Source organism: Chryseobacterium sp. MMO-72 (assembly GCF_037146035.1).
Classification (GTDB): Bacteria; Bacteroidota; Bacteroidia; order Flavobacteriales; family Weeksellaceae; genus Chryseobacterium; species Chryseobacterium indicum.
This window is the reverse complement of record NZ_JBBCWG010000015.1, coordinates 1-25,618: the sequence shown is the minus strand read 5'-3', so window position 1 is coordinate 25,618 and position 25,618 is coordinate 1. Positions and strand designations below refer to the sequence as shown.

36 protein-coding genes and 1 tRNA gene are annotated in these 25,618 nt (G+C 35.7%); 24 read left to right on the top strand and 13 right to left on the bottom strand.

Going from position 1 to position 25,618, the window contains the following annotated elements; all coding sequences use genetic code 11:
- Positions 1 to 110: 110 nt before the first annotated feature.
- From WFH39_RS17595 to WFH39_RS17585, 3 genes are all read left to right on the top strand, one after another.
- A complete protein-coding gene (locus tag WFH39_RS17595; protein ID WP_235132926.1) occupies positions 111 to 272 on the top strand; it encodes a bacteriocin-like protein in 162 nt (53 codons plus the stop codon).
- Positions 273 to 455: 183 nt separating this feature from the next.
- Positions 456 to 1,190, top strand: a complete 735-nt coding sequence (locus WFH39_RS17590) for a DUF4241 domain-containing protein (protein ID WP_336690830.1) — start codon at positions 456 to 458, stop codon at positions 1,188 to 1,190.
- A 36-nt stretch (positions 1,191 to 1,226) separates the two neighbouring features.
- A complete protein-coding gene (locus tag WFH39_RS17585; protein ID WP_336690829.1) occupies positions 1,227 to 1,913 on the top strand; it encodes an SMUG2 DNA glycosylase family protein in 687 nt (228 codons plus the stop codon).
- A gap of 194 nt (positions 1,914 to 2,107) precedes the next feature.
- Here WFH39_RS17585 and WFH39_RS17580 read toward each other — a convergent pair whose 3' ends face one another.
- The 3 genes from WFH39_RS17580 to WFH39_RS17570 are packed head-to-tail and all read right to left on the bottom strand — an operon-like array spanning position 2,108 to position 4,086.
- Positions 2,108 to 2,935: a T9SS type A sorting domain-containing protein gene (locus tag WFH39_RS17580; protein ID WP_336690828.1), complete on the bottom strand. Its 828-nt coding sequence runs from the start codon at positions 2,933 to 2,935 to the stop codon at positions 2,108 to 2,110.
- A gap of 24 nt (positions 2,936 to 2,959) precedes the next feature.
- Positions 2,960 to 3,505, bottom strand: coding sequence for a phage tail protein (locus tag WFH39_RS17575; RefSeq protein ID WP_336690827.1), 546 nt, complete (start codon positions 3,503 to 3,505; stop codon positions 2,960 to 2,962).
- A gap of 35 nt (positions 3,506 to 3,540) precedes the next feature.
- A complete protein-coding gene (locus WFH39_RS17570; protein WP_235132921.1) occupies positions 3,541 to 4,086 on the bottom strand; it encodes a phage tail protein in 546 nt (181 codons plus the stop codon).
- A gap of 415 nt (positions 4,087 to 4,501) precedes the next feature.
- On the opposite strand from WFH39_RS17570, the gene WFH39_RS17565 reads away from it, so the two are divergent.
- The 14 genes from WFH39_RS17565 to WFH39_RS17500 all read left to right on the top strand — a co-directional run bounded on the left by WFH39_RS17565 (position 4,502) and on the right by WFH39_RS17500 (position 12,889).
- Positions 4,502 to 5,266, top strand: coding sequence for an enoyl-CoA hydratase/isomerase family protein (locus WFH39_RS17565; protein WP_336690826.1), 765 nt, complete (start codon positions 4,502 to 4,504; stop codon positions 5,264 to 5,266).
- 106 nt (positions 5,267 to 5,372) lie between these two features.
- Positions 5,373 to 5,990 (top strand): hypothetical protein, encoded by a 618-nt coding sequence (locus WFH39_RS17560; protein ID WP_336690825.1) that lies wholly within the window; start codon positions 5,373 to 5,375, stop codon positions 5,988 to 5,990.
- A 4-nt stretch (positions 5,991 to 5,994) separates the two neighbouring features.
- On the top strand, positions 5,995 to 6,531 hold the full coding sequence (locus WFH39_RS17555) for a hypothetical protein (protein WP_336690824.1): 537 nt from the start codon (positions 5,995 to 5,997) through the stop codon (positions 6,529 to 6,531).
- Positions 6,528 to 6,818 carry a winged helix-turn-helix domain-containing protein gene (locus tag WFH39_RS17550; protein ID WP_336690823.1) on the top strand — a complete coding sequence of 97 codons (291 nt, stop codon included), beginning with the start codon at positions 6,528 to 6,530 and terminating at the stop codon, positions 6,816 to 6,818. Before WFH39_RS17555 ends, WFH39_RS17550 begins: the two co-directional genes overlap by 4 nt.
- A 66-nt stretch (positions 6,819 to 6,884) precedes the next feature.
- Complete coding sequence (locus WFH39_RS17545) at positions 6,885 to 7,175, top strand: hypothetical protein (RefSeq protein WP_336690822.1); 291 nt, start codon at positions 6,885 to 6,887, stop codon at positions 7,173 to 7,175.
- Between the two features lie 24 nt (positions 7,176 to 7,199).
- Positions 7,200 to 8,039 (top strand): metallophosphoesterase, encoded by an 840-nt coding sequence (locus WFH39_RS17540; protein ID WP_336690821.1) that lies wholly within the window; start codon positions 7,200 to 7,202, stop codon positions 8,037 to 8,039.
- Positions 8,040 to 8,414 (top strand): hypothetical protein, encoded by a 375-nt coding sequence (locus WFH39_RS17535; RefSeq protein ID WP_336690820.1) that lies wholly within the window; start codon positions 8,040 to 8,042, stop codon positions 8,412 to 8,414. It abuts the gene before it with no gap.
- 11 nt (positions 8,415 to 8,425) lie between these two features.
- Complete coding sequence (locus WFH39_RS17530; protein WP_076395188.1) at positions 8,426 to 8,725, top strand: hypothetical protein; 300 nt, start codon at positions 8,426 to 8,428, stop codon at positions 8,723 to 8,725.
- Positions 8,726 to 8,747: 22 nt separating this feature from the next.
- Positions 8,748 to 9,233 carry a Coq4 family protein gene (locus tag WFH39_RS17525; protein ID WP_268052674.1) on the top strand — a complete coding sequence of 162 codons (486 nt, stop codon included), beginning with the start codon at positions 8,748 to 8,750 and terminating at the stop codon, positions 9,231 to 9,233.
- Positions 9,234 to 9,235: 2 nt separating this feature from the next.
- The gene (locus WFH39_RS17520) at positions 9,236 to 9,526 is read left to right on the top strand and encodes a hypothetical protein (protein WP_336690819.1); all 291 of its coding nucleotides are present in this window, start codon (positions 9,236 to 9,238) and stop codon (positions 9,524 to 9,526) included.
- Between the two features lie 8 nt (positions 9,527 to 9,534).
- Entirely contained in the window at positions 9,535 to 10,911 is a 1,377-nt protein-coding gene (locus WFH39_RS17515; protein WP_336690818.1) for a DUF4153 domain-containing protein, read from the top strand.
- A gap of 85 nt (positions 10,912 to 10,996) precedes the next feature.
- A complete protein-coding gene (locus WFH39_RS17510; RefSeq protein WP_336690817.1) occupies positions 10,997 to 11,677 on the top strand; it encodes a DUF1361 domain-containing protein in 681 nt (226 codons plus the stop codon).
- Positions 11,678 to 11,784: 107 nt separating this feature from the next.
- Complete coding sequence (locus WFH39_RS17505) at positions 11,785 to 12,324, top strand: hypothetical protein (protein ID WP_336690816.1); 540 nt, start codon at positions 11,785 to 11,787, stop codon at positions 12,322 to 12,324.
- 52 nt (positions 12,325 to 12,376) lie between these two features.
- A complete protein-coding gene (locus WFH39_RS17500) occupies positions 12,377 to 12,889 on the top strand; it encodes a hypothetical protein (RefSeq protein WP_087708002.1) in 513 nt (170 codons plus the stop codon).
- Between the two features lie 77 nt (positions 12,890 to 12,966).
- On the opposite strand, the gene WFH39_RS17495 is transcribed toward WFH39_RS17500, so the two are convergent.
- From WFH39_RS17495 to WFH39_RS17485, 3 genes are read right to left on the bottom strand one after another with little or no spacing between them, the layout of a single operon-like run.
- A complete protein-coding gene (locus WFH39_RS17495; protein WP_336690815.1) occupies positions 12,967 to 13,650 on the bottom strand; it encodes an FKBP-type peptidyl-prolyl cis-trans isomerase in 684 nt (227 codons plus the stop codon).
- Positions 13,651 to 13,679: 29 nt separating this feature from the next.
- Complete coding sequence (gene dtd, locus WFH39_RS17490) at positions 13,680 to 14,129, bottom strand: D-aminoacyl-tRNA deacylase (protein WP_336690814.1); 450 nt, start codon at positions 14,127 to 14,129, stop codon at positions 13,680 to 13,682.
- Positions 14,130 to 14,131: 2 nt separating this feature from the next.
- The gene (locus WFH39_RS17485) at positions 14,132 to 14,584 is read right to left on the bottom strand and encodes a hypothetical protein (protein WP_214588477.1); all 453 of its coding nucleotides are present in this window, start codon (positions 14,582 to 14,584) and stop codon (positions 14,132 to 14,134) included.
- 109 nt (positions 14,585 to 14,693) lie between these two features.
- Here WFH39_RS17485 and greA point away from each other — a divergent pair, with 109 nt between their 5' ends.
- From greA to WFH39_RS17450, 7 genes are all read left to right on the top strand, one after another.
- Positions 14,694 to 15,164, top strand: a complete 471-nt coding sequence (greA, locus tag WFH39_RS17480; RefSeq protein WP_336690813.1) for a transcription elongation factor GreA — start codon at positions 14,694 to 14,696, stop codon at positions 15,162 to 15,164.
- A 46-nt stretch (positions 15,165 to 15,210) separates the two neighbouring features.
- Complete coding sequence (locus tag WFH39_RS17475; protein WP_336690812.1) at positions 15,211 to 15,600, top strand: HIT family protein; 390 nt, start codon at positions 15,211 to 15,213, stop codon at positions 15,598 to 15,600.
- Between the two features lie 73 nt (positions 15,601 to 15,673).
- Complete coding sequence (gene clpX, locus WFH39_RS17470; protein WP_336690811.1) at positions 15,674 to 16,861, top strand: ATP-dependent Clp protease ATP-binding subunit ClpX; 1,188 nt, start codon at positions 15,674 to 15,676, stop codon at positions 16,859 to 16,861.
- 77 nt (positions 16,862 to 16,938) lie between these two features.
- Positions 16,939 to 18,906: a T9SS type A sorting domain-containing protein gene (locus WFH39_RS17465; protein WP_336690810.1), complete on the top strand. Its 1,968-nt coding sequence runs from the start codon at positions 16,939 to 16,941 to the stop codon at positions 18,904 to 18,906.
- A gap of 6 nt (positions 18,907 to 18,912) precedes the next feature.
- Positions 18,913 to 19,122, top strand: coding sequence for a signal peptidase (locus WFH39_RS17460; RefSeq protein ID WP_336690809.1), 210 nt, complete (start codon positions 18,913 to 18,915; stop codon positions 19,120 to 19,122).
- Positions 19,123 to 19,183: 61 nt separating this feature from the next.
- Positions 19,184 to 20,470 (top strand): peroxiredoxin family protein, encoded by a 1,287-nt coding sequence (locus WFH39_RS17455; protein WP_336690808.1) that lies wholly within the window; start codon positions 19,184 to 19,186, stop codon positions 20,468 to 20,470.
- Positions 20,471 to 20,514: 44 nt separating this feature from the next.
- A tRNA-Met gene (locus WFH39_RS17450) sits at positions 20,515 to 20,588 on the top strand.
- Positions 20,589 to 20,731: 143 nt separating this feature from the next.
- On the opposite strand, the gene WFH39_RS17445 is transcribed toward WFH39_RS17450, so the two are convergent.
- The 7 genes from WFH39_RS17445 to WFH39_RS21245 all read right to left on the bottom strand — a co-directional run bounded on the left by WFH39_RS17445 (position 20,732) and on the right by WFH39_RS21245 (position 25,498).
- Positions 20,732 to 22,030 carry an HlyD family secretion protein gene (locus tag WFH39_RS17445; protein ID WP_336690807.1) on the bottom strand — a complete coding sequence of 433 codons (1,299 nt, stop codon included), beginning with the start codon at positions 22,028 to 22,030 and terminating at the stop codon, positions 20,732 to 20,734.
- 79 nt (positions 22,031 to 22,109) lie between these two features.
- The gene (locus tag WFH39_RS17440) at positions 22,110 to 22,307 is read right to left on the bottom strand and encodes a bacteriocin-like protein (RefSeq protein WP_076395219.1); all 198 of its coding nucleotides are present in this window, start codon (positions 22,305 to 22,307) and stop codon (positions 22,110 to 22,112) included.
- Positions 22,308 to 22,331: 24 nt separating this feature from the next.
- Positions 22,332 to 22,562: a bacteriocin-like protein gene (locus WFH39_RS17435; RefSeq protein ID WP_336690806.1), complete on the bottom strand. Its 231-nt coding sequence runs from the start codon at positions 22,560 to 22,562 to the stop codon at positions 22,332 to 22,334.
- Between the two features lie 28 nt (positions 22,563 to 22,590).
- Positions 22,591 to 22,770, bottom strand: a complete 180-nt coding sequence (locus WFH39_RS17430; RefSeq protein WP_442891759.1) for a bacteriocin-like protein — start codon at positions 22,768 to 22,770, stop codon at positions 22,591 to 22,593.
- A 69-nt stretch (positions 22,771 to 22,839) separates the two neighbouring features.
- A complete protein-coding gene (locus WFH39_RS17425; protein WP_336690804.1) occupies positions 22,840 to 25,032 on the bottom strand; it encodes a peptidase domain-containing ABC transporter in 2,193 nt (730 codons plus the stop codon).
- Positions 25,033 to 25,113: 81 nt separating this feature from the next.
- Positions 25,114 to 25,311 (bottom strand): bacteriocin-like protein, encoded by a 198-nt coding sequence (locus WFH39_RS17420; protein WP_214588488.1) that lies wholly within the window; start codon positions 25,309 to 25,311, stop codon positions 25,114 to 25,116.
- A 25-nt stretch (positions 25,312 to 25,336) separates the two neighbouring features.
- Positions 25,337 to 25,498: a bacteriocin-like protein gene (locus tag WFH39_RS21245; protein WP_442891758.1), complete on the bottom strand. Its 162-nt coding sequence runs from the start codon at positions 25,496 to 25,498 to the stop codon at positions 25,337 to 25,339.
- Between the last annotated feature and the right edge of the window lie 120 nt (positions 25,499 to 25,618).

The following is a 25,618-nucleotide window of genomic DNA, read 5'->3' as shown; positions in this document are numbered from 1 at the left end:
ATTGTGTAACTATTTGATTAAATTGTTTTTAAGTAATTTTATTGCTAACTTTAGAATGCGAAATCCGAAAAGCATATAGAGTAGGAAATAACCATTAAAACTAAATTATTATGAAAAATTTGAAAAAATTGTCAAGACCAGAGTTAAGATCTATAGAAGGTTCCGGTCCTAATTGGTCTTGTACGCCCACTTCTTGCCCTAAAGGAAGCTGCTGCATTCCCGGAATCTGGCCGACTACTCCAAGAGCATGTGTTATATGTGCAGATTCTTAAGGATACAAAATCAATATTTCATGTATCATTTTGATGAGTCTAATTCAGTTAAATAATTCAATACTCCCTTTCAGTCTATATTGAAAGGGGTTTTTATAATCTTATGTTAAAAACTTAATGATATTTGATACGCTTGTTTTTATTCCTTATTTTCAGGTTTAATTATATCATAAAACAAAAGAAATGAACGAAAACTGGCTACAGAAATATGAAGAAGTAAAAGATGTTCTCATATGTCCGACGGATTTGGAAACCTATTTTACGTCTGATGAAATTGCAGGGCAACCGTTGGAAGTGATGGAAATCGGAAATGTTTCTCTTCCTTCCGGTAAGATAGTGGTGAGAGATCCGCTTGTTGATCTGAACGGAAATCAATCGCCCTATTTTATTCAGGCTCCGAAAGGTGATTTTCCTGTAACCATTGCTGTGGTAAAGTCAGAAGACTGGGGTGATAGATATGCTGTTGTTAAAGTAGAATTTACGAAAGAAAAACCAATTGTTTACAGGGAAGCCTTGGTTGGAATTGAAGAATTGGAAGGTGTTACTGAAGATGATTATTTTGGTTTTAGTGTGGATGCAGGCTTAGGTTGTATTACTGATAAAGAAGTGCTTCCTTTTGTGGATAAATTTGCGGATGAAACTAATGTCGACAATTTTTACGATGATTATTTCGCCGCACTTTTCGAGCAAAGCTATAAAGACCATCCGGAGAATCAAAGAGATGCCGGAGACTGGATCAACTGGAAAGTTCCGAATACCAATTATCATATTCCTATGTTTGCAAGTGGTTTTGGAGACGGTACTTATCCGGTATATTTTGCTTATGATATCCATGACAGTATTTGTGGATTATACATCCAGTTTATTGATATTGAATTAGCCTTAAGCGAAGATGGAGACGAAGATGATGTAGATTAAAAAGATCAGCCATATAATTTTTTTTTAAAACCAAATATGACGAAAACTTTTGCTGAGGAAGTAGTAGAATTTAACCGAAACTTATATTACTCCGGAATACTTCCCGATGATTTTCAGGTGTTAAATCCTTATCTCGACAATCCCGAAACCATAATTGTCATGGAAAGGTTTTATCATAAATACTACAATGATTTCAATAAAAGAAAATTTCTGATAGGGATTAATCCCAGTCGTCACGGAGCAGGCGTTACAGGAGTTCCTTTTACAGATACAAAACGTCTGGAAAGCGTGTGCGGAATTAAGATGAAATCTGCTCATACTCATGAAGTTTCTTCTGTTTTTATGTATGATATGATTGAGCAGTATGGCGGAGCAGAAGAATTTTACAAGGATGTTTATATAAACTCACCGTTTCCTTTAGCGATCGTCAGGAAATCGAAAGGCAGCTGGATCAATGCGAATTATTATGACGATAAAGAGCTTTTCAGGGACGTAAAAAAATTTATGATTGATTCTTTAAGAAAACATATCTCTCTGAATCTCGACACTTCGGAAGTCTTTGTTTTAGGTAAGAAGAATGCAGATTTCATTTTAAAATTAAATCGGGAAGCTAATTTATTTGGTAAGATGACGGTTTTGGAACATCCCAGATATATACAGCAGTACAAATCCAAAGACAAACAATTATACATTGACAAGTATATTCTTGCTCTAAAAAAATAAAACTCTTTGAATTTCTCAAAGAGTTTTCGGGACGATGATATTATTCAATATCGCCGGAACGAGGGAAAATATGATAATCCCCCGATTGCTCAGGGGACATCATCACAATATTATGCTTTAAAATCTTTCAAGGTACAATTAGATGCTTTTATTGAATCTCATGGTTATTAGTTTCACTTTAATAATAGCCTGTATTACTTTTTAATAACTTTGTAAGATTCTTTAGAAGACTTTACGGTGTAAACACCTTTTGGCAGTTCTGAAATGTCTGTTTCATTTACTCCTTTTTGAGTTTCAATTGTTTTTACCAGTTGCCCCGCCTGGCTGTACATCTCAAACTTAGTATTTTCATTAGTTTTGATCGTTAGCGGACCGTTAGTCGGGTTAGGGTAAAATCCTGAATCTTTTTTTGAAGCTTTTACATCATTGGCAGACAATACAATTCCTGTATCTTTTACCCATGTGAAAGAATCCAGCCCCATATATTGATAACCTCCTCCCGCAGTAATCTGCAGCTGGTCGATTATAATATTGCTATAGTTCTGTCCGTTCAGGTTGGTCATATCAATTAAAGTATATCCGTTTGTAACAGCAATAGAATTAACAAAACCTGTAGTTTTTGTCTGAGTAAATTTTGTAACTCCGGATAATTTACCTGTAATAGTTAATGTCCCCGTTACATTCTGTTCAGTAGTTGCTGCACCTAAATAAACCCAGAATCTGTTTACTTTAAACAGGTTAGATGTTGTTTTGATACTAAAGGATGTTCCGGAAGATTGGTTACCCGCTCCGGAGTTATCTATATATCTGTTATCAATTGCGGTACCACTCCATCCTGTACCGGGATAAGAAGCCTGAATGTCATATGTGTTAACATGCGACAGAATATTGAAAATTACTCCGTTATCAGTAAAACTTGCGCTTCCGTTGGATTCTGTCTCAAACGTTTCCGTACTGGTCTGTCCCAAAGAAAAAACCGATATAAAAAGAAGAGATAAGGTAAAAAGTATAGTACTTTTCATGATTTTAAATTTTTAGGTTATTAATTATTGTCTTGATGGATATATACCATTTACGCAGATAATATAATTAAGACCAAGGTAAGGTGGCATATTGTTAACAGGCAGGTTCTGACCTGCAAAGGTTACTGAAGCCGAATTGATAGGCGTATCCGGTGCTGCATTTATAAAGCTCGGAACAGCTGTGAAATCTCTTCCTGCCTGAGTTCCTGATACAGCAATTGATGCCGATGATGATGGCGTTGAAGTTGTTGCGTTAGATTTTGAAACTCTTAGCTGGCTTACTATTGACGGAAGATTTGAGCTTAGCAGAGTGTTGTTAACAGTACCTGCAGCTTCTCCTAATACAACACTTTTACCTGTGTTTGAAGTTCCTGCGCCAACTGGCATACGCCCGTTAAGGTTAGGCAAAGCGAATGTTGTTTTTCCATCTCCGCCATAAACTGATCCCAAGATAGAGAAAAGTGCCTGATTTTGGCTGATATTTAGTATTGCACCGTTGCATAACATATAGCCTCTTGGTGCAAAATTTCCTGCAAAAAGCTTGATGGTTCCAATTAATTCTTCGTCCATGATTATTGTATTTATATTGTTAGTACTAGTTTAAATTAAGGTCTTGAAGGATAAATTCCTTCCACACATATAATGTAGTTGACTCCTAAATATGGAGACATATTGTTAACCGGTAAGTTCTGACCGATAAAAAAAACAGACTGAGGGTATAGCATAGTATCCGGAGCTGCATTTATAAAGCTCGGAACGGCCAAAAAGTCTCTTCCTGCCTGTGTCCCGCTTACTGCAATCGATGTTGTAGAGGTTGGTACAGCTGTTGTCGCATTAGCCGAAGATACTTTTAGCTGACTTGCGAAGCTTGGTAGATTAGAGGCAAGAAGTGTATTTGTAGGAGTGCCGCTTGCTTCTCCCAATTCATAATACTGCCCTGTTGTAGATTGTCCTGCACTAATTGGAACACGTCCGTTTAGATTGGGTAGAGCAAAAGTTCTGACACCATCACCACCGTAAGTGGTTCCTAAGATCGAGAAAAGAGCAGAGTACTGCGAAATGCTTAGAAGAGCTCCGTTGCAGAACATATAACCTACCGGCGGAAAATTTCCTGCGAACGTCTTGATTACGCCCATTAATTCGTCATCCATGATAATATAAATTTTCAGTTTTTTTAAAATTCCTACTCTGTTTATGGCTTTTCGGATACCGCCAGAAAATCTTTAAAAACTTATGTCTTATTGACATGTCAAAGTAACAACAATAGAAATATTTGCCATAGAGTAGAAAATACCAAATTGCAGATTACGTATTTTTACGGATTTGATATAAATATAATAAATATTTGTTTTATTTAACAAATATATAGTTGTGTAAATTGGTTATGTTTGAATTATTAATCTTAATATGTGTTTATTAGTTTGTATATTGTAATTTCGATATTTTTCGTGTTCTTTTTGTGTGAAAGAAAATAATGTGAAGATTTAGGTGTTTTATTTATTAAAGTTTATTCTCTCGGAACGCGTTCTATTTAGTATTTTTGTGTAAATCCAATTAAAACTAAAAATGAACGAATTTGTACTATCAGAACTAAAAAATAACATTGCCGAAATTACATTCGGAACTCCGAAAAGCAACTCGCTTCCGGGAGCCATTCTTGAAAAGTTAGCACAGACCATTTTAGATGAAGGAGCAAAAGAAGAGGTGAAAGCCATTCTTGTAAAAAGTGAAGGGGAAAAAGCTTTCTGTGCGGGAGCAAGTTTCGATGAACTTCTGGAAATTGAGGAACTCGAAAAATCCACAAAATTTTTCGGAGGTTTTGCCAAAGTTCTGAATGCAATGAGAAACTGTGGAAAAATAGTTGTTGTGAGAGTTCAGGGAAAAACTACAGGTGGCGGAGTTGGAATTGCGTGTGGAGCAGACTACTGTTTTGCAACCAAAGACTCTGCATTAGCCTTAACGGAAATTAATCTCGGAATCGGGCCTTTCGTGATCGGACCGTATGTGGAAAGAAAAATCGGAAAGTCTCAGTTTTCGGCAATGGCAATTGATGCGGATTTCAGATCGGCAGAATGGGCAGAACAGCACAATATCTATCATTCGGTTTCAGAAACCATTGAAGAAATGGATGCCAAGCTGGAAAAATTCCTTCAGACTCTGGCTTCAAGAAGCAGCGATGCTTTGGCGTTAATTAAAAAAGTTTCGTGGGAAGGAACAGATCATTTCAATGAACTAATGCCTGCAAGAATTCATATGAGTGCCAGTTTAATACTGGAAGACTCGGCTAAGAAAAACATCGGAGCCATTAAAGAAAGATTAAGAGCAAAATAATCATAAAGCCGTTGAGAAATCAGCGGCTTTTTTATACATTCTTTTTTCAAAAAAATATTTTGCAGATTCAAAATAAATATTAACTTTGTAATTCAAAGTTCTTTTTATGGAATCAAAAAACTATCACGAAGACTTATCACATATTCGCTCCATGATGGAGCGTTCTTCCAGATTTATTTCTTTGAGCGGATTGTCCGGAGTTGTTGCCGGTTTGGCTGCAATTATCGGAGCGGTATATGTTTATTTTGTCTTTCAGAGAGAGGGGATTGATTATTTTGACGGGGAAAGAAATATTTTCAGGCCATCATTAGTGAAAGAACTTGTCATCATCGGGATTGTTATTTTAGGAGTTGCATTGCTCAGTGGTTATATTTTTACAGCCAATAAAAGTAAAAAGAAGGGACTGAAGATTTGGGATGCGACAACTAAAAGACTTTTGGTTACCTTTGCAGTTCCTTTGGTAACGGGAGGTTTCTTTTGTCTGGCACTTCTTTATCATCATCTTTTTGTGTTTATTGCTCCGGCAACATTGCTGTTCTATGGACTGGCTCTGGTAAGTGCGGAACGATACACCTTAACGGATATAAAATATTTAGGCTATTGTCAGATTGTTTTAGGATTAATTTCCTTATTCTTTTTAGGATGGGGACTGGTTTTCTGGACAATCGGATTTGGTGCGTTGCATATCGTTTACGGATTGATAATGCATAAGAAATACAAATAGAATTGTGAAAAAGTGGGGGATATTTTTAATCATTATTTTTGCAATAGTCATCTGCAGAACTTATGTATTCCGGATGTTTTTCTCTTACGACACAATTAAAGAAAGAACGGTTTTAGATGTTGCCAACGAGAAACTGAAAAATCGGTTAAAGGAAACGGAAAACAATACGTCTGTAGAAGATCTCATTCAGAATTCTTTGAAGGAAACTGCTTCTACCCTTAGTTTTTCATTTTATAAATGTGATCATGAAACGGATAAATTAGTTGAAACCAAAAAAGCAAACTGTATCGGTTACTCAGCATTTTTAGCTTCTGTTATTCAGTTTAAATTAAAGCAGAGCGGGTTGGAAAACGAATGGAAAGTTCATCATAACGTCGGAGAAATTTATTTAATGAATGAAAATATCAACAGACATTTTAATTCTGAATTTTTCAGAGATCATGATTTTGTAACCGTTGAAAATGTAAAGACAAAGGAAATAATCGGCATTGATGCCACAGTGTATGATTATTTCAGAATAGAAAGGATAAAATTAAAATGATAAATATAAATCAACTCAATAAAGAATTCGAAAGCCGTGTAAGATTGGGCATTATGTCTGTTCTCATGGTAAACGACTGGGTTGATTTCTCAGAAATGAAAAGCCTGCTGGAAATTACAGACGGAAATCTTGCCAGTCACAGCAACGCGCTGGAAAAAGCTGCATATGTAGAAGTGAAGAAAGAATTTGTGGGCAAGAAACCCAAAACATCGTATCGTGTAACCCAAAGTGGAAGAGAAGCCTTTACAGAACATCTTAATGCTTTGGAAAAATTACTCGGAAAATAGAGATTAAATTTTTTTATTTTTAAACTTTGAAATACAAAGTACTTTTAATAATTTAAAACAAAAATTATGACTTTAGAAAAACAAAAAACAACCATCATTTTCGCAGTTCCTGCATTATTAATGCTTACGGCATTTTTTGCCAATCTTTTTGCAGAAGACTGGAACTGGTCACCTGCTGATTTTATTATTGCCGGATCTTTACTTTTCGGAACTGCATTCTTCATCAATCTTGTCATCCGTTCTAAAAAATCTTTACGGTATAAACTGCTGATCTGCTTTGCGATTTTATTAGTCCTGGCTTTAGTCTGGATCGAACTGGCGGTCGGACTTTTCGGAACTCCTTTCGCGGGAAGCTAATGTTGTAAAAAAACTAAAACATAAATGAACAGGAAAACATTTTTAAAAAAGATCTTTCAGCTTTCTGTAATAGGAGCATTTCCTCTTCTTTATTCATGGCAGATTGAGCCATTTTGGCTTGAGTTTGTAGAACGGAAACTTCCGGTTAAAAATTTACCCCAAAATCTTGAAGGAAAAATACTGATGCAGATTTCTGATCTCCACGTTGGAACCCGCTTCGACTGGAATTTCATTATCGATTCTTTTCAGAAAGCTAAAAAATACAATCCGGATTTTGTGGTGTATACGGGAGATTTTGTTAATCGGGGAGGAGCTAAAGAAACGGAAGACCTTAAAAAAGTGATGCAACACGCTGTGTTGGGAAATCTGGCAACATTTGGAATTCTGGGAAATCACGATTACGGAAAAGACTGGCAGGATCTTCAGTCATCCGACAATATTTGCAATATTCTGGAAGGCTTCGGAATCACAATGCTGAATAATGCGCAACAGGAAAGCAACGGACTGAATTTTATCGGTTTTGAAGATTTATGGTCGCCCAATTTTGCACCACAGAAAGTGATGAAAGATTATGATCCTTCCAAAGCGAATATTATTCTCTGTCATAATCCCGATGCCTGTGATAAAGATATCTGGAATGGTTATCAGGGATGGATTCTGAGCGGACATACGCATGGAGGACAGTGCCGAATTCCCGGAGTCATTACACCTCTGCTTCCCGTGAAAAACAGAAAATATATTTCCGGAGAAATTGATCTTGAAGATGGAAGAATGCTTTACATCAACCGTGCTTTGGGACATTCTTTTCAGGTTCGCTTTATGGTGCGTCCGGAAATTACGGTTTTTACTTTAAGACAAGGATAAATGATGAAACTGGAACTTAAAATTTTTGCATTGGGAATATTGGTGATCATAATTTTCACCATAGATTTTCCTTTAAGAGAAAAAACACTGTTTGGTAAATACATTAATACAAATTACGAAAATCCGATTTGCTGTGTTGAAGCTCCTCATGAACCGGATACTTTGATCTTATTCCGTGACGGACATTTTGAAAGCGGATTTTATGGGAAAGGTTGGTTTGAGGTTAGCAATGGGCTGGTTTCCAAAATTATCCTGCATTATATAAGTGATGGAGAACCAGCATTAGGTAATACTTATTTTTCGAATAAACTTTTTGAAAAGCCAAAAATTATTCTGAACGCAGATATGAATCATGTCTATACTAAAATCGATTAAAATTATAAACTATGAATGAAAAAACAATCATAACCATCGGAAAAACTCTGTTTTGGCTTTCTTTCGGACTGGGAAATATCTGTCTTTTCGGATATATTTTCACAAAAAGTAACAGTTTCATAGAAGGAGGACTTCTGTTATTAGGATGGGGATTCTATATTAATCTTATAGCAGTTTTAATCCTAATTGTTTATGGAATTTTTGATAAATCGAAGCTGAATGTTTGCTTAAAATCGGCAGGTATAATGTTACTCAATATACCGTTTGCAATGATTTACATAGTAATTGGAATGAGTGTAATAACAATTTAAAATAAACTATAAACTATAAACTATGAAAAAAATACGTGTTAAATTTCTTCTGTTTGTCTATAATAAAACCCAGAAATTGTACAGAACCTATTTCAAGAAAAAGAAAAGGCAGTGGCAGTTTACCGAAAAACAACTGCTGGAATTTCAGGAAGATTCTCTGGGCAGAAAACTGGGAGAGTTTTATAAAAAACATGGTTTCACGATGATTCCCAAAATGGAAAATCACGATGTTCATCATCTTATTACAGGATGCGGAACCAATTTCGAGGACGAAATCGCCATGCAGTTTCTCCTGTTAGGAAACGGAAAACTCAACGCCCATCTTTTGGCAGCGATTGTTTTGGGAAGCATCATTTTACCGGAATATTACAAACTCTACATCAAAGCCTACAAAAAAGGACAAAATATGCGTCCGTTTTACCAGTGGGATTTTGAAGCTTTGCTTTGGCAGAATTTTGAGCATCTGAAAGATTTCATTCAACAGAAGAATACCGCTGTTTTATATTAATTATGGAAAAGGTAAAATTTAGTCCCGTCGGAAAAAGTCTGTTTCTGATTTCATGGCTGCTCGGAACCATCATCTTATTGGCATTCTGGATCTCCGAATCTTGGTTTTTTGTCTGGCTAGGATTTTATTATGTCGTTATTGCCGTTGTTATCAACATGATTGTTTTCTGCTCCGAATTGCTGACTTTTTTAACCGATGTTTCAGATAAAAAATCGCACGGAAACTCAGCTTTGCTGATTCTGTTGAATATTCCGATCGCCGCCTTTTACTTTATTATTTTCACCAACATTTAAACTAACCTATGAAAACACATCACTATATATTTCTTACGACTCTGCTTTTTGTCATTGTATTTTATGATCAGAATGTAGGTCTCAATCTCGGAATTATCGGAATTATTTATGCCGTGCTTACTTTCTTCAGAACGCCTGAACGAAACCGAACCAAAACGTTTATTTTTCTCTTGGTAACGAGCATTATTTCGAGTGCTGCGTTTGCGTGGTACGGAGATTTTCCGTCCTTTCTGGCGGTTGTCAGTTCACTGTTATTGTTAGGATACCGATCCCGAAACCGAAGAATGAAAATCCTTTTGCTTGTTCCGGTTTTTGTGACGAATTGTTTTACAGAGTTTTTCAGAATTCTGAATTTCGATGCGTGGCTTCCCAAAAGAAATGTTTCCGGTTTGTGGCAGAAAACACTGGCTTTTGTAATAATTCCTTTAATTCTGATCTCTGTTTTCTTCGGAATCTATTCCGCGGGAAGCGATCATTTTGCCAATTTATTCACGAATGTAGAGCTGGATATTAATTTCTGGCAATTGCTGGCAATGATCTTTTTAGGCTTCTTCATCGCATTCAATTACTGGAATTTCGCCGTTGAACGGTTTATTTACAAAAGCAACCGATTGCTGGATAACAATTTCGGGGAGAAAGATAAAATTCAGAAAGCCACCTATTCTTTTCTTGATCTCGATGCTGAAAGAATGAGCGGCGTGATTTCTTTAGTATCTCTGAATGTTCTGCTTGTCTTTTTCATCATCACCTACAATTATGAACAGTTTTACGAGTCGGTAAAAAGTCCCGTTAAACTTTCCGAAGAAACACATGAAAGAGTAAATGCAGTCATTCTTTCAATCATCATGTCGATTCTGGTGATTATGTTTTACTTTAAATCGAATTTCAATTTTGATCCGAAAGCCGGACTAATGAAAATGTTAGCCAAAGTCTGGATTTTCCTGAATGCCGTTCTCGTTATTTCTGCCATGGTGAAAAACTCAGAATACATCATCAATTATGGTTTTACTTACAAAAGACTGGGTGTTTATGCATTTTTGATATTGGCTTTAATTGGCTTGGTCACCACTTTTATTAAAATTCAGAAGCAGAAGAGAAATGTTTTTCTTTTCAATACGATGGCATGGTATATTTACGGAGTAATCCTTGTTTGCAGCTACATCAATTGGGGCGGCATCATCACTTTTGAAAATATGAAACGGAAAGATTTTGCTTTAAACTACCATAAAACTCAAATTAATTTCAGTGAGAAGCAATTGCTGAATTATGCCGAAGAACATCATAACAATGCCTTAAAATCCGAAATTCTGAATTTAGAAAGAGTGAAATTCCAGAAAAATGAAAAATTTCTTTCTCAGGTTTTGTATTATCAGAATTTAAAGTAAGAAGATCTCCGGTCAAACCTCACAGGTTTCAAAAACCTGTGAGGTTTTTATTGTCAATAAAAACTTAACTATAATCAATTTAAAAATGATCAGAAAATTAAAAAATAGCAAAAGATTTGAAATCACTTTATTGTTGGTATTAATGACACTTTTTTGTTTCAGTCTTTCAATTTCCAGATATTACATCAGTGAAACGAAAGTGTTTTTATTTCTTAACTGGAATTTGTTTCTTGCCTGGATTCCTTTTTTTATCAGCAGTTTTTTAGTAATTTTTAAAATCAGAAGTAAATTATCACTTGTTGTAGCAATCGCTGTTTGGATTGTATTTTTTCCCAATTCACCATATATTCTTACTGACCTTTTTCATCTGAAAAGTAGAAATGCAATTCCGATCTGGTATGATTTGGTGGTCATTCTTTCGTATGCATGGACAGGATTATTTTGTGGATTCGTTAGTTTGCTTGACATTGAAAAACTATTGTCAGATTATTTTAAACCAAGAATCATCAACTTCCTTACGTTTTCGTTTTTATTCATAGCGAGTTTTGGTGTTTATCTGGGAAGATTTTTACGATGGAACAGTTGGGATATTCTCAGCAATCCTTTTGGTCTCTTCAATGATATTGCTGTAAGAATTATTTATCCGATGGACTATACAAAAACATGGGGAGTAACTGTTTTGATGGGAGTAATGCTCAATTTTATGTATTTTATGATGAAGTCTGTAAATAATCTTAACAGGGAAGTTATTGTTATAAAAAATTAAAAAGGGTTATTGTTTATTGAAAAATCTCAGTCAATGGAACAATTTTGGCATCTCCATAAACTTTAAAAATCAAGACGGTTTTAGATCGTATTCAAAAAATAATTGTTATGAAAAAGTTCTTAGTATTGATCCCGTTACTCATAGTTTCGTGTAAAAAAGAATCTGCTTCTGTTGAAACTCAGGATAAAGATTCAGTAATCATGAGCGAACAGCCTGATTCTGCTCCGAAAACAGATTCTGCAGCCATAAAAATGAAGGATTCCGTGATTAATAACGCGCCGAAAACCAAAGAAGTTCTTAAAACAGGAGTGATGAGGACCGTAAAGGACGGGAAGATCACCAGAACCGTAGATGCAGAACAGTTTCCGCTCACTTTAGGAGAAGAGTTCACGACGGACGGACAGGAATTTATTCTGAAAATCATCAATTTCAACAAATCCAAAATACAGGCTAAAATATCAACAAATGAAAAGGATTTCAATATCAGATTCAATCAGATTAAACTTCCCAATGGAGATTTCGACGGACCTTTCGGAAGAGAAATTACTTATGATGTAAAAGATAAAGGTGAAGTTTGGCTGATCATCGGAAAAAGCAATATGGCTTCCGGTAATACAAAAGGCAGTTTTACCGTAAGCGTAGAATAATTTTCATCATTTTGGTACAGTTTATGCAAACAAAACTTTAAAATTTATCATTATGAAAAATATATTTTTGACGGCGGCAGTAGCTTCAGTAGCTCTTGTAAGTTGTGGAACGGTGCAGTCGTTGGTTCAGAATACATTTCCTTATACAGCCAATGTGTTAGTTTCCACAGGAGTTCCCGCCGATAAAGAAGTTTCTTCTACTTCTACTGCGTCTAATGTTCAGACGTGGTTTGGAGGCAATAACAATGCGAAGATTAAAGACGTAAGAATATCGGATGCCAAAGTTTCCGTAGTTTCTCCGGCAGGAGGAAGCCTGAATGCTTTTAAATCGATAAAAGTATACATTTCATCGAGCGGAACAGGAGAAAGACTGGTTGCTTCAAGAACCAATATTTCTACAGATGCTTCAAGTTTAAATCTTGATCTTGCAACCTCAGGATTTTTGGATGAGGTAGTAAAAAGTACGGGGGTTACCGTAAGAACGGTTTATGAACTGAAGAACCAGACAAGTTCGGACATGAACCTTAGAATTGCACTAAATTTCAGCAGCGTTCCTGCGAATTAGTTTTTTTATAAAAGTTTATTTTAAAAAACGTCTTTCAGATTTCTGAAAGACGTTTTTGCTTTTTTTTATAGAAAAGATTATTTAAAATCTACCAGTTCAACATCAAAAATAAGGGTTGCTCCCGGAGGAATTACGCCGCCTGCTCCGTTGTCTCCGTATGCAAGATCAGACGGAATATAGAATCTGTATTTTGCACCTTTCGACATCAGTTGAATTCCTTCTGTCCATCCTTTGATAACGCTGGAAATATTTAATTCAATAGGCTGTCCTCCGTTTTTATCTGTAGAATCGAAAACCGTTCCATCCATTAATTTTCCGGTGTATTTTACATTAGCTGTGCTTGAAGCTGTAGGCTTTGCCTTACCATCGCCCTCTTTAAGAACTTCATACTGTAAACCGCTTGCCGTGGTTTTAATGTTTTTGTTCAGTTTATTTTTAGCTAAAAACTCGGCACCTTTCTTTTTGTTTTCATCTGCTTTTACTTTTGCTTCAGCCTGCTTTTTTTCATTCTGCTTCTGCATAAAGCCCTGCAAAAAAGTTCCCATTTCTTCTTTCGGGAATAAACTTGCCTTATCTCCGAATGCATCTTTAAAACCTTGTGCCAATAATTCAGGATCTGCCGGAAAACCCTGCTTCTTCATGTTTTCAGCAATATCAAGACCGATGTAATAAGACGCTTTCTGCTCGTCTGTATAAGATTTCTGAGCGAATGCAAGATTTACTCCTGTTAAAAGAACTAAGGTAAATAACGTTTTTTTCATTGTTGAATGTAAATATATTTTCTGCGAATTTAAGCTTTTGTAACGGAATCCATCACAATTGTTACCGGTCCGTCATTAATTAACGAAACTTTCATGTCTGCTCCGAAGATTCCGCTTTCGGTTTTCAGTCCGGATTTTGAAATTTCTTCTTTAAAATAATCAAATAAGGGAATCGCTTTATCCGGTTTTGCTGCTTTAATGAAAGAAGGACGGTTTCCTTTTTTGTAATCGGCAATCAGGGTAAACTGACTGATGCATAATATCTCTCCCTGAATATCCTGAACAGAAAGATTGAGTTTCCCTTCTTCATCCCCGAAAATTCTGAGGTTTAAAATTTTCTGTACAAGCCAGTCTGCATCGTTTTTTTCATCATTTTCATCAATTCCTACCAGAAGCATTAATCCGTTTCCGATTTCCCCGACCACTTTTCCATCCACTTTTACGCTGGATTCTGAAACTCTTTGTATGACAACTTTCATTTTTAATAATAAATATTTAAAATTTTTCCTGAAGGATCATAATTGTAAAGATACGTTTTCGGCTGTACATTGGCTACAGCAGTGGGTTGTCCGGTTAACAAAATCCATTGGGCATTGTCTTTCGGGCAGACAATTCTTATGTTGTCCTGAACTTCCAGAGTGGTATTGCTGTCGGGACAGATGTGAGGCGCATTTCTGTCGTAGGCTTTAAAAGAATTGTCGGATGCTCTTACCACAATTAATCCCTTCGTTCCGGATTGCTGCTCATTGATGTAAACCCATCCACCAACCTGATTCAGAGCGTAGTAAGCAGGAAGGTTCAGATTTAGTGTAACATTGATCGGATTACTTGGAAAGCAACTTACGGTGTCTTCACGGCTTCCGCAGGAATGTATAGATAAATTACTGAAAATCAATAATGTGATGATAGATAATATTGAAAAAGTTTTTTTCATTTCAATTTAAATTTTTATATATTTGTAAAAATTAAACGATTATTACACGAAAACATTGTCCGGCAAATGTCGGATTATTTTTTTATACTAAAACTAAATTTTGAAAATTATGGCAAGCTATGTTACAAAGGAGGGATTAGAGAAAATGAAAGCTGAGCTGGAACAGTTGGAAACTGTAGAGAGACCAAAAATTACTCAGCAGATCGCAGAAGCAAGAGACAAAGGAGATTTGTCGGAAAATGCAGAATATGATGCGGCAAAAGAAGCTCAGGGAATGCTTGAAATGAGGATTTCTAAGCTGAAAGATGTGATCTCCACTTCAAAAATCATAGACGAAAGTCAGCTGGATACTTCAAAAGTTTCAATTCTTACAACGGTAAAACTTAAAAATAATGCAACCAATCAGGAGCAGGTATTTACACTGGTTCCGGATAATGAGAGCGACCTGAAATCCGGAAAGATCTCAGTAAACACGCCGATTGCAAAAGGACTGCTTGGAAAAGCGGTAGGAGAAACGGCAGATATCACGTTACCAAACGGAAACAAACTTTCTTTTGAAGTATTGGATATTACCCTGTAAAATAACTGTTGTTTAATTTTCTAATCTTTAACATTTTTAAATTAAAATGAGCACAATATTCACAAAAATCATCAATGGCGATATTCCCTCTTATAAAATTGCCGAAGATGAAAACTTTATTGCGTTTCTGGATGCAATGCCTTTAGTAAAAGGACACACATTGGTTGTTCCCAAGAAAGAAGTTGATTTAATTTTTGATCTGGATAGCGAACAATACAAAAACCTTTGGGGTTTTTCTCAGGAAGTTGCCAAAAAAATTAAAAAAGCAATACCTTGTGTGAGAGTTGGGGTGGCCGTTGTAGGATTAGAAGTTCCTCATGCACATATTCATCTTATCCCGCTCAATACTGTGGAAGATATGAATTTTAAAAATGAGCGATTAAAACTTACGGGTGAAGAATATACCGAAATTCAGAACTCAATAATTAATTCTTAAAAATAAAGGAAACTCGTAAAGCAGATTTTTACGAGTTTCTTTAATCTATACCTTATATATTTAGATCTAAAAAATGAATTCAAACCAATGTTCTTTCTGCGGAAGAAAGAGAAATGAAGTGCAGATGCTGATTTCAGGTCAAAACGGCTTTATTTGCGAGAATTGTATCGAGCAGGCTCATGCAATCGTGAAGGACAGCAGTTCAAAATCAGGATATGCTCCGGCAGAAAATATAAACGAACTTAAGAAGCCGAAAGAGATTAAACAATTTCTCGATCAGTACGTAATCGGGCAGGATCAGGCAAAAAAACAATTGTCGATTGCCGTGTACAATCACTACAAGAGATTACTTCACGCTCAGGACGAAAACAGAGAAGTAGAGCTGGAAAAATCAAACATCATTATGATTGGTGAAACAGGAACAGGAAAAACGTTACTGGCAAAAACCATCGCCAGAGAACTGAATGTTCCTTTCTGTATTGTAGATGCTACGATTCTAACCGAAGCCGGTTATGTAGGCGAAGATGTGGAAAGTATTCTTTCAAGGCTTTTAATGGTTGCCGATTATGATGTGGAAAAAGCGGAAAAAGGAATCGTTTTTATTGATGAAATTGATAAAATCGCCAGAAAATCTGATAATCCGAGTATTACGAGAGACGTTTCCGGAGAAGGAGTTCAGCAGGGATTGCTGAAATTGCTGGAAGGAAGTATTGTAAATGTTCCGCCACAGGGAGGGAGAAAACATCCCGATCAGAAATATATTCAGGTGAATACACAGAATATTCTGTTTATCGCAGGTGGAGCTTTCGACGGGATCAAAGAGATTATCGAAAGAAGAATGAACAAGCAGGCAATTGGTTTCAGCTCAGAAAAAATCAATAAAACGGATGAAGACGAATATATATTAACGAATATTAATGCCATCGATCTTCGTTCTTTCGGATTAATTCCTGAACTTTTGGGAAGATTCCCGATCATTACTTACCTGGATAAACTTACGAAAGAAACGATGGTAAGAATTATGAAAGAACCTAAAAATTCTATTGTGAACCAGTTTATTGAGCTTTTTAAAATGGACGGAACAGATCTGAAATTTACAGACGGAGCCATTGAAAAAATTGTTGAAGAAACTATTGAAAAAGGTTTAGGAGCAAGAGGGCTGAGAGGAACTACGGAAAAAGTGCTTGAGGATTATATGTTTTCTATAGGGGAAGAAAAAGAAATAATATTAACGGAAGATAATATTTTTGTTAATACATAAAATATTTTTGTTTTTTAGTAAAAAAAACATAACTTTGCATTTGAGATATTGTATTAACACACAAATATTTATATACAATGAGAAAAAGTTTATTTGCTATTGGTTTATTAGCAGCTATTAATTCTGTTCAGGCGCAGAATGTTCTAGTACACGTAGATGATGCTGCTACTACGTATGTAAGTAAAGGTACACTTGTTTACAGTGGCGGTGGCCTACAGATGAAGGGATCTGGAATTGTAGAAAATCACGGTAACTTTATGGTTGACGGGACATCTACAGATTCTTTTAAAACTATTGATGCTTCAAATGTAAATAAAACTGAGGCAAATGGTGGCGGTAATTTTGTTAATAAGCTTAATGAGCCTACCGCTTATGCAACTTATAATACAAATAGTTCTTCCGCTACACCGGCTTATACTTACGGACAGCTTTTTATTTCCGGTATTCCTCAAACCAATATTACGGGTATTGTGGATCAGGAATATAGAGCAGTAAATCATGGAACTTATCAACAGATCGGTTTACCGTTTTATGATAAAACGGCTTCTACTCTTAGCGCAGAATTAGGTAAAACATTTACCAATGCTCGATATTCTAAAAACGAGATTCTTGCATACAGCAATCCAACAGTAGTTTCAATGAATGTAGATATAACTACAAAACTTGGTGTTGCGAATCCTGGAACAGCATATTATATGCTTGGCGGATTGGGATTGGATGTAAGCAATACAACAAGAACACTTAAAGGTAGACCTTTAACGGATATTGGAACTACGGTTACATTACAAAACGCGGGTAACGGTATTAATTTTGGTACGGGAGGAAGTGCTACGAATATGTATAACGAAAAATATTATACATATCTTCAGGATGGTTTCCATATTGGGAGCGGTGGTACTGCTTGGCAGGGTAACTATGGAAGAAATATTTATCAGTTTTCCAATCCGTTCCTTACTAATATAGATTTGTCTCAAATTGCAGTTAACGAAGGTGCTACAGTGGGAGACGGAATAAATCTTACAAAAATTCAGGGGGTAAGACTAGAAGTGTCGGGAGTACAGACTGCGAGTTCTACAGGTGGTTCAGGTGGTACTGGCTCCAGTTCATATAAATTTATTACATATCCATCAGGAGTTCCTACAGGTGATGTAGATTACACTGTGGTAAGACCTATGGGAACATTTGTAATTAAGCTATTGGACAATACTAGCTCAGATACTTTCAATTTTGCTAATCTTAGAAGGTTTAATTACTATTCGAGAGCCGCAAGTACAAACTATAGCGTTGCAGCCAACAAGAACAGCAGCGGAACAGTAAAACAATTAGGTGTGATTGGTCTTGATGCAAATGGAAATGAGGTAGCACGTACTTACTACGTGGTTTATCCTAACGGTACAACTGGGCATTCTACCAATGCATTAACTCAGGTTACTTTGTCTTCCGGTGATATTTTAGGAACATTTGAAGAAGATGTTAACGGAGGATATGATAATAACTATACAGGTCAGTACTGGCTTTATATAAACGAGGCAAACGAATTTAATTTCAAGGGCAAAAATATTAAGTTAGTTAATTACGACCTTAATAAGATTAAGTCTTATAAATTTGAAATTAGAGAAAATGCACAGCTAGTAGCTAATGGAACTCATGCCTTATCTACCGGAATTGGTTTCTACTATAAAGCTGCTAATGGTACTTTACAACAAGCAGTGCAAGGAGGTGTTACTAGTGTTACAAACGCAGAGTACGACCTTTACTATGGAGAACCAAATGTAGTTTTAGCAACAACCGAAACGAAATCTCCATCAAGAACTGTTGTTATTTACAATCCTGCAATCACGAACTACATTGTTAGATTCGATCCAAACTGGAAAAAAGCAGATATCGAAGTTTATGATATGAGTGGTAAATTAGTAATCTCTAAAAAGGCGGTGGAAACAACCAGAGATTTTGTGATTGAATTAGATCAGCAAATCAAAAATTCTTACGTGGTTAAAATTGTTTCGGATAAAGGAGATATTGTTAACACGAAAATCTTAAAATAATTGAATATGAAAACTATTAATAAACTAGTGTCTATCTTTTTTCTGTTTGTTGCAATGTTTGTCATGGCGCAGCCTCCTAATCCAACAGGAGGTAGTGGTACGGTAGGACCGGGTGCTACTGCTTCGCCAATAGACATGTATGTGTATGCATTAGGAATTATTGCTGTTTTATTTATAGCATTTTTTACTAGAAGATATACAGCTAAGAAAGCATAAAATTTTATTAAAATAATATTAAACTCTCTGATTACTCAGAGAGTTTTTTTATTTTTACGTTATGAAAAAAATTTTTACAATATCAGCTTTAGCAGCTGCATTTTCATTACAGGCTCAGTTTACTATCTCCATTCAGGCTCCTGCCGATTTTAAAGATCAAGACGCAATTTTATATACTTTAAATGGTTCTAAGGATATTATTGTAACCAAAGAACAAAGTAAAAATAATGTATGGACTTTTAAATATCCCAAAAATTATATGGGAATGATGAAAGTTTATTTTCCCAACTCCAATAATACTTTCAATTTCATTTCAGAAAATAAAAATGTAAGTGTTAAGCTTGAAACGCAGGCTAATAAAATAAAAGATATTGTTTATCTTGATGAAGCGAATGATCTTATGAGTAAACTTCAGGAAGGTTCACAGAAAAAGGAACTTATTCTGCCTGCTTTAGCTCAGATCAAAGAATATTATAAAGACAATACGGAGTTTGGAAAGGCATTAAAGACTGAAATAAACAGACTTTCGGGAAATTCTTCGGGAATAGACCAGACACAGCATCCGTTCATTTATTATTATAATACAAATTACAGCAAATTCTTGTCTAATGATGCATCTAAAAAAGTTGCTCAGGACGAAATCATTAATTTTTTAGATAAGTCTAATGATATGCTGGAAACTTCCTCATTACTTAGACCGGTTTTAGTAAGTTATCTGAATTCAGGTGGAAATACCAATGTTACTGCATCTGTAGATAAACTTTTAGACAGATTAAAAGTAGAAACTCCTCGTGGGCAGACCGTGCTTTCTGAGTTAATTGATATTTTTGATGTGTATGATATGCAGGATTTCAAGGATAAATATCTCAATCTGGCTAAAAATCTTAAATGCACCATAACAGACAGACTTGCTTCAACTTTGAAATCCAACGCAAATGTTGAGATGGGAGCAGTTTTCCCTAATTATAAGTTCAATTCACCCGTAAATACTACCGCTAAATCTTTACAGGATGTGAAGGCTGATAAAAAGGTCGTTATTTTCTGGTCTTCTACATGTTCTCACTGTGAGAGTGAACTTCCTCAATTATTGGCTAAATACAACGATTTAAAGGCCAAAAACGTTCAGGTTGTAGGCTTGTCTCTGGATGTAGATAAAGATTCTTATTCTAAAAAGATTGCAGCATTTCCATGGATAAATGACTCCGAATTGAAAGGATGGAACAGCAGTTATGTAGATACATATAATGTTCATGCAACTCCGACGTATTTTATTTTAGATGCTAACAATAAGATAATCAGTAAACCAGAGCATGTTGGTGATGTTTTGGAATATTTTAAGTTAAAATAAATTTGGAGGTAGTGAATATTTTTGTATATTTGCACCACCAAAACGGCGAGGTAGCTCAGTTGGTTAGAGCGCAGGATTCATAACCCTGAGGTCACGGGTTCAATTCCCGTCTTCGCTACAGATGAATAAAGGTTTCAGGATATTTCTGAAACCTTTTTATTTTATGATTGTCGAACTTTTTTATCTATAAAAAAGCCAGTTGTATATAACTGACTGCAAAAATAAACCGAAACAATTACGTTTCGGTTTCTATATTCTGTATTAGCTTTGATATCCTAACAATTTTCTCATTTGATAGAAAAAGCGTTCGATTAACCTCAAATCCTGAGTGACAATCTCGGCATTGCCTTTTAACTCTTTATCAAAAACTAAATTTTTGTTATAACTGGTCTTTAATCCTTTCGGGAGAAGTACATCTACATAATAATTTCCTTCTTTATCGGGAGAAAGAGAGATATTCTGCACTTTTCCTTCCACGATTCCATATTCCTGATAACGGTAATTATCGAGCTTAATTAAAACCTTTTCACCCGAAGCAATCTTACCTGAGTTGGTAGCCGGAACAGACATTCTGCCGACTAATTTTTCCCTGTTTTTAGGAAGAATAGAGAGAACGGCATCTCCGGCTTTAATAAACTGGTTTTCGCCGAAAAACTGCTGAAAACTTGCAATACCGTGTGTATTCGAAATAAGAAGATAGTTTTGTTCCCATTGTTTCAGGGATTTTCTCAACTGTTCAAACAACTGTAAAGTCTGGGTAGAGTAGGTGATCTTGTCTTTCTCTGTATTAATGGCAGTTCCACTTTTTGTTTTATTTAAATTAGAAATACCTTCTTCCATTTGTGAAAGAGAAATATTGATGTTTTCTAAATTCTGTTGCGCCTGTATGTATTTTATTTTTTCATTTTCAAGTTCCATGGAGGAAATTACCCCTTGATTGAATAATTCCTGTGAACGGCTATAGTTTTTCTTGGTCAGTTCATATTTTGCCTGCTCAAGACTTTTCTGCTGTTTGGTAGTCGCAATTCTCACCCTGTATTCAGAAAGGCTTTGATTGGCGGCTAGATTTTCCGGCGCATATGGCTGCAATCTTGTAAATAAGGCTTCATCCTGAAATGCTTTTGCAAAACCATTATAATCTCCCTGAAGTTCTCCCAGTTTGAAATGGGAGGTTTCGGTTAGTGGAAACGATGATAATTGATTCGGAGATAAAGAATCGATTATTTTTTTTAATGCAAGAACATCTTTGTAGTTTGCAGAAGACTGCATGACCATCAATACCTGATCTTTTTTAACTTCCTGATGATCTTTGATGAATATTTTTTCGATTTTAGAATTGGTTCTGGCTTCTAATTTTTCCGGTGGATTTTGTGAAGTCACAATAATTGGCGCAGGAATGAATTCCGGATATTTTATAATATAACTCATGATTAGTATCAGTACCAATATTAGAAATATAATGGTATTCCCCCATCGGATCATCCAATGAGGAGGCTGGGTAAGAATATCCTGAACACTTTCAGAACGAAGCTCAATATTATCTAAAATGTCTTTTTCCATACTTTAATATAAGCAATCTTCCGTTTAGAAGATTGCTATTGTTATACATCAGATTTAAATTGAAATTTAAAATTTTTAATTATTCGCAGATTTGCGGAGAGTACATATTCTGATGAATACATGCACTTCTTTTTGAGCACCACATAAGGTTGCAGCCACAATCATACGGTTCTCCCGGAAGTGGTGGTTCTGGCGGGAAATATGCTCCGCAATCGTTTAATCCTCCTCCTTTAAGATCTTTTAAATCTTTTCTTGTTAATTTTTTTAAATTTTTCATAATTAAAATTTGTTTTAATTTGTATTAAAGGTGACAATTTTCTGCACTATAAAAGTTCATGTGTACACAGGCGGACATTTTTTCGCACCACGCAAGATAATTGCATCCGCAGTTATAAGGCTCTCCCGGCATCGGAGGATCTTGAGGGAAATAATCTCCACAATCTCCGCCGCCTAAACCTTCACCTGAAAATCCGCCTCCGCTTCCTCTTAGATGTTTAAGGTCTTTTCTGGTTAATTTTTTAAGATTTTTCATAGTAATTTTGAATGTGATTTAAGTTGAATTATTGGCAAATCGGCGGATAATAATTCCCGTTAATATCCATACATGATTTTTCCTCTACAATATACCATCCGGTTCCGCCACAGTGGCAATAATAAATAGAATCGTCCGGATATGTGGGACCACCTGCTCCCTTTACATTTTTGAGATTTTCTCTTGTTAACTTCTTCATTTTTTTCATAAAATAAATTGATTTTTGTTATTTACTCCTACTCTGTAAGCTTTTCGGATTTCGCTGTATACCTAAAATTTAATTTCCAAGTTCTAACTGATTCTTCACCAATCGGTAATATTCTCCTCTCAGAGCAACCAATTCTGCATGATTTCCTTCTTCCACCACTTTTCCTTTATCCAAAACAATGATTTTATCGGCATGTTTTACGGTGGAAAGCCTGTGGGCGATCACAACTGCTGTTTTTCCTTTGAAGAACTGTTCGAGATTTTCCATGATTACTTTTTCATTGTTTGCATCCAAAGCTGAAGTAGCTTCATCGAATAAAATATAATCAGGAGATTTATAAACTGCTCTTGCAATGAAAAGTCTCTGTTTCTGACCACCGCTCACTCCCAAACCTTCATTTCCGATTTTTGTGTTGTAGCTTAAAGGCAGTTCTTCAATAAATTCTTTAATGTTGGCGATTTCTACGGATCTCCTCAATTTTTGCTTATCCACATAATCTTCACCTACGGCAATATTATTGGCAATGGTATCATTGAATACATAGCCTTCCTGCATCACCACTCCGCAATGGTCTCTCCAGAATCTCGGAGAAATATTGTTAAGCTTTGTATTCCCCAATCGAATTTCTCCCTGAGAAGGTTCGTAGAATTTCATTAAAAGTTTTAAAAGTGTCGTTTTTCCGCTTCCGCTGGCTCCAACAATGGCTGTCGTTTTCTGAAAAGGAATGCTAAGTGTAAGATTTTCAAACACGGGAACATCGGAACCGGTGTATCTGAACGAAACATTTTCCACCAGAATGTCTTTTTCCGGAATTTCGTGGGAATATTGCTCTTCCTTATTCTCCTCATCATCCTTATCATGAATTTCACCCAATCTTTCCAAAGAAATTTTAGCATCCTGAAACTGTTTAATGAAATCGATCAGCTGAAGCAATGGACTGTTTAACTGCCCGATGATATACTGAACAGAAAGCATCATTCCTAAGGTAAGATTTCCGTCAAGCACCAGTTTTGCAGAAAGAAAACTCACAAAAATATCTTTCATCTGATTGATGAAGTTTCCTCCTACGGACTGCCATTGTTCTAAAGACAAAGACTTTATTCTCAGCTTGAATAATTTAACCTGAAGAAATTCCCAGTCCCATCTTTTCTGTTTCTCGGCATTATGCATTTTAATTTCCTGCATCCCGTTGATCAGCTCAATCACTTTACTCTGTTCCTGAGAAACCTGTGAAAATCTTTTGTAATCGAGTTCTTTTCTTTTGCTCAGGAAAAAACTGATCCATCCGATGTAAGCCGCTGCTCCGATAAGATAAACGATAAACAGCCTATAATCATAAAATAACAGTACAATACTGAAAATAATAAGATTGACTAATGAAAACAGGGTGTTCAGCGAAGAACTTGTGAGAAGCTGCTCGATTCTGTGATGGTCATTAATTCTCTGCATGATATCTCCGGTCATTCTCGTATCGAAAAAACTGATCGGAAGCTTCATGAGTTTGATAAAGAAATCGGAAATAATAGAAATATTAATCCTTGCCGAAAGATGAAGCAAAATCCAGCTTCGAATCATTTCAATTCCCATTCTTCCCATAAAAAGCATCACCTGTGCTAAAAGAACAAGATAAATGAAATTGAGATCCTGATTCTGAATACCAACATCTACAATACTCTGGGTAAGGAAAGGGAAAATCAGAGAAAGTAAACTTCCTGCCAAAAGTCCTACTGCGAGCTGGATAACCAGCGATTTATACTTTAATACATATTTTGAAAGAAAAGAAAAACTGGCTTTACTTTCCTGATCATCAAATTCTGTCTGAAAAAAAGCAGGAGTTGTTTCTAAAATAAGAACAATACCTTCTTCTGTTTTCTCATTGGCATTTTCACCGATCCATAACTTGATGAATTCTTCTCTGGTATAAGTAATCAATCCATAGCCCGGATCGGAAACATAAACTTTGTTGTTTTTGTCTATTTTATAAACAACCACGAAGTGATTTTTATTCCAGTGGACAATACACGGAAGAGGAACTTCCTCCGCTAAAGCTTCGAAATTAATCTGAACGCCCAAAGAGCGGAAACCAAGGTCTTCCGCTGCATCACTCAATCCGAGTAAACTGCTTCCTTCTCTTGTCGTTTCAGAGAGGTTACGGATTTGTTGTAAAGATATACTTTTGCCATAATGTTTGCTTACAATACGAAGGCAGGTAGGACCGCAGTCTTTAGAATCTGGTTGGCGATAGAAAGGAAAAGATTTCAATGATTGACGTTTTTATTTATAAATAAGTTGCCGCCGGTAAGACGACAACTATTTTCTTTCAAAAAATTAAATTTTTAATTTTTAAAGATCAGCATTCCATCCGGCAGGAAAGCAATAACTATCTTCTGAATATGAGCAGGTTTTTCCTGTGGCTGCTTCACATTCTGCTTGTGTAGCATATGGACGATAATATGGTGACTTTGGTCCAGGACAGCCTTCTTTTACACCTCCTTTTACAGATTTCAAATTTTCTCTTGAAAGTTTTTTTAGATTTTTCATAATATTTTAGATTTTAAATGATTTTTTAAAAAGTGACGCATTGCCCATCAACACGACATCCAAAGGCATCAGTTCCGCTTAAACATGGAGTAAGCCCTCTGGAGTTACAAAACTTTGTATGTTCTTGTGTATATCCTCCTTTTACGGATTTCAAATTTTCTCTTGAAAGTTTTTTTAGATTTTTCATAATATTTTGGATTTTAAATGATTTTTTAAAAAGTGACGCATTGCCCATCAACACGACATCCAAAGGCATCAGTTCCGCTTAAACATGGAGTAAGCCCTCTGGAGTTACAAAACTTTGTAT

Excerpts from the sequence above, each read along its gene's own strand:
- WFH39_RS17560 (WP_336690825.1), top strand. The coding sequence starts at position 5,373 with ATGGAATCAAAAAACTATCACGAAGACTTATCACATATTCGCTCCATG.
- WFH39_RS17590 (WP_336690830.1), top strand. The coding sequence starts at position 456 with ATGAACGAAAACTGGCTACAGAAATATGAAGAAGTAAAAGATGTTCTC.
- WFH39_RS17595 (WP_235132926.1), top strand. The coding sequence starts at position 111 with ATGAAAAATTTGAAAAAATTGTCAAGACCAGAGTTAAGATCTATAGAA.
- WFH39_RS17430 (WP_442891759.1), bottom strand. The coding sequence starts at position 22,770 with ATGAAAAAAATGAAGAAGTTAACAAGAGAAAATCTCAAAAATGTAAAG.
- WFH39_RS17460 (WP_336690809.1), top strand. The coding sequence starts at position 18,913 with ATGAAAACTATTAATAAACTAGTGTCTATCTTTTTTCTGTTTGTTGCA.
- WFH39_RS17575 (WP_336690827.1), bottom strand. The coding sequence starts at position 3,505 with ATGGACGAAGAATTAATTGGAACCATCAAGCTTTTTGCAGGAAATTTT.
- dtd (WP_336690814.1), bottom strand. The coding sequence starts at position 14,129 with ATGAAAGTTGTCATACAAAGAGTTTCAGAATCCAGCGTAAAAGTGGAT.
- WFH39_RS17420 (WP_214588488.1), bottom strand. The coding sequence starts at position 25,311 with ATGAAAAATCTAAAAAAACTTTCAAGAGAAAATTTGAAATCTGTAAAA.
- WFH39_RS17485 (WP_214588477.1), bottom strand. The coding sequence starts at position 14,584 with ATGAAAAAAACTTTTTCAATATTATCTATCATCACATTATTGATTTTC.
- WFH39_RS21245 (WP_442891758.1), bottom strand. The coding sequence starts at position 25,498 with ATGAAAAATCTAAAAAAACTTTCAAGAGAAAATTTGAAATCCGTAAAA.
- WFH39_RS17445 (WP_336690807.1), bottom strand. The coding sequence starts at position 22,030 with ATGGAAAAAGACATTTTAGATAATATTGAGCTTCGTTCTGAAAGTGTT.
- WFH39_RS17580 (WP_336690828.1), bottom strand. The coding sequence starts at position 2,935 with ATGAAAAGTACTATACTTTTTACCTTATCTCTTCTTTTTATATCGGTT.
- WFH39_RS17530 (WP_076395188.1), top strand. The coding sequence starts at position 8,426 with ATGAATGAAAAAACAATCATAACCATCGGAAAAACTCTGTTTTGGCTT.
- WFH39_RS17535 (WP_336690820.1), top strand. The coding sequence starts at position 8,040 with ATGATGAAACTGGAACTTAAAATTTTTGCATTGGGAATATTGGTGATC.
- WFH39_RS17540 (WP_336690821.1), top strand. The coding sequence starts at position 7,200 with ATGAACAGGAAAACATTTTTAAAAAAGATCTTTCAGCTTTCTGTAATA.
- WFH39_RS17495 (WP_336690815.1), bottom strand. The coding sequence starts at position 13,650 with ATGAAAAAAACGTTATTTACCTTAGTTCTTTTAACAGGAGTAAATCTT.
- greA (WP_336690813.1), top strand. The coding sequence starts at position 14,694 with ATGGCAAGCTATGTTACAAAGGAGGGATTAGAGAAAATGAAAGCTGAG.
- WFH39_RS17435 (WP_336690806.1), bottom strand. The coding sequence starts at position 22,562 with ATGAAAAATCTTAAAAAATTAACCAGAAAAGACCTTAAACATCTAAGA.
- WFH39_RS17465 (WP_336690810.1), top strand. The coding sequence starts at position 16,939 with ATGAGAAAAAGTTTATTTGCTATTGGTTTATTAGCAGCTATTAATTCT.
- clpX (WP_336690811.1), top strand. The coding sequence starts at position 15,674 with ATGAATTCAAACCAATGTTCTTTCTGCGGAAGAAAGAGAAATGAAGTG.
- WFH39_RS17505 (WP_336690816.1), top strand. The coding sequence starts at position 11,785 with ATGAAAAAGTTCTTAGTATTGATCCCGTTACTCATAGTTTCGTGTAAA.
- WFH39_RS17545 (WP_336690822.1), top strand. The coding sequence starts at position 6,885 with ATGACTTTAGAAAAACAAAAAACAACCATCATTTTCGCAGTTCCTGCA.
- WFH39_RS17525 (WP_268052674.1), top strand. The coding sequence starts at position 8,748 with ATGAAAAAAATACGTGTTAAATTTCTTCTGTTTGTCTATAATAAAACC.
- WFH39_RS17515 (WP_336690818.1), top strand. The coding sequence starts at position 9,535 with ATGAAAACACATCACTATATATTTCTTACGACTCTGCTTTTTGTCATT.
- WFH39_RS17520 (WP_336690819.1), top strand. The coding sequence starts at position 9,236 with ATGGAAAAGGTAAAATTTAGTCCCGTCGGAAAAAGTCTGTTTCTGATT.
- WFH39_RS17455 (WP_336690808.1), top strand. The coding sequence starts at position 19,184 with ATGAAAAAAATTTTTACAATATCAGCTTTAGCAGCTGCATTTTCATTA.
- WFH39_RS17585 (WP_336690829.1), top strand. The coding sequence starts at position 1,227 with ATGACGAAAACTTTTGCTGAGGAAGTAGTAGAATTTAACCGAAACTTA.
- WFH39_RS17550 (WP_336690823.1), top strand. The coding sequence starts at position 6,528 with ATGATAAATATAAATCAACTCAATAAAGAATTCGAAAGCCGTGTAAGA.
- WFH39_RS17440 (WP_076395219.1), bottom strand. The coding sequence starts at position 22,307 with ATGAAAAATTTAAAAAAATTAACAAGAAAAGATTTAAAAGATCTTAAA.
- WFH39_RS17475 (WP_336690812.1), top strand. The coding sequence starts at position 15,211 with ATGAGCACAATATTCACAAAAATCATCAATGGCGATATTCCCTCTTAT.
- WFH39_RS17570 (WP_235132921.1), bottom strand. The coding sequence starts at position 4,086 with ATGGATGACGAATTAATGGGCGTAATCAAGACGTTCGCAGGAAATTTT.
- WFH39_RS17510 (WP_336690817.1), top strand. The coding sequence starts at position 10,997 with ATGATCAGAAAATTAAAAAATAGCAAAAGATTTGAAATCACTTTATTG.
- WFH39_RS17565 (WP_336690826.1), top strand. The coding sequence starts at position 4,502 with ATGAACGAATTTGTACTATCAGAACTAAAAAATAACATTGCCGAAATT.
- WFH39_RS17500 (WP_087708002.1), top strand. The coding sequence starts at position 12,377 with ATGAAAAATATATTTTTGACGGCGGCAGTAGCTTCAGTAGCTCTTGTA.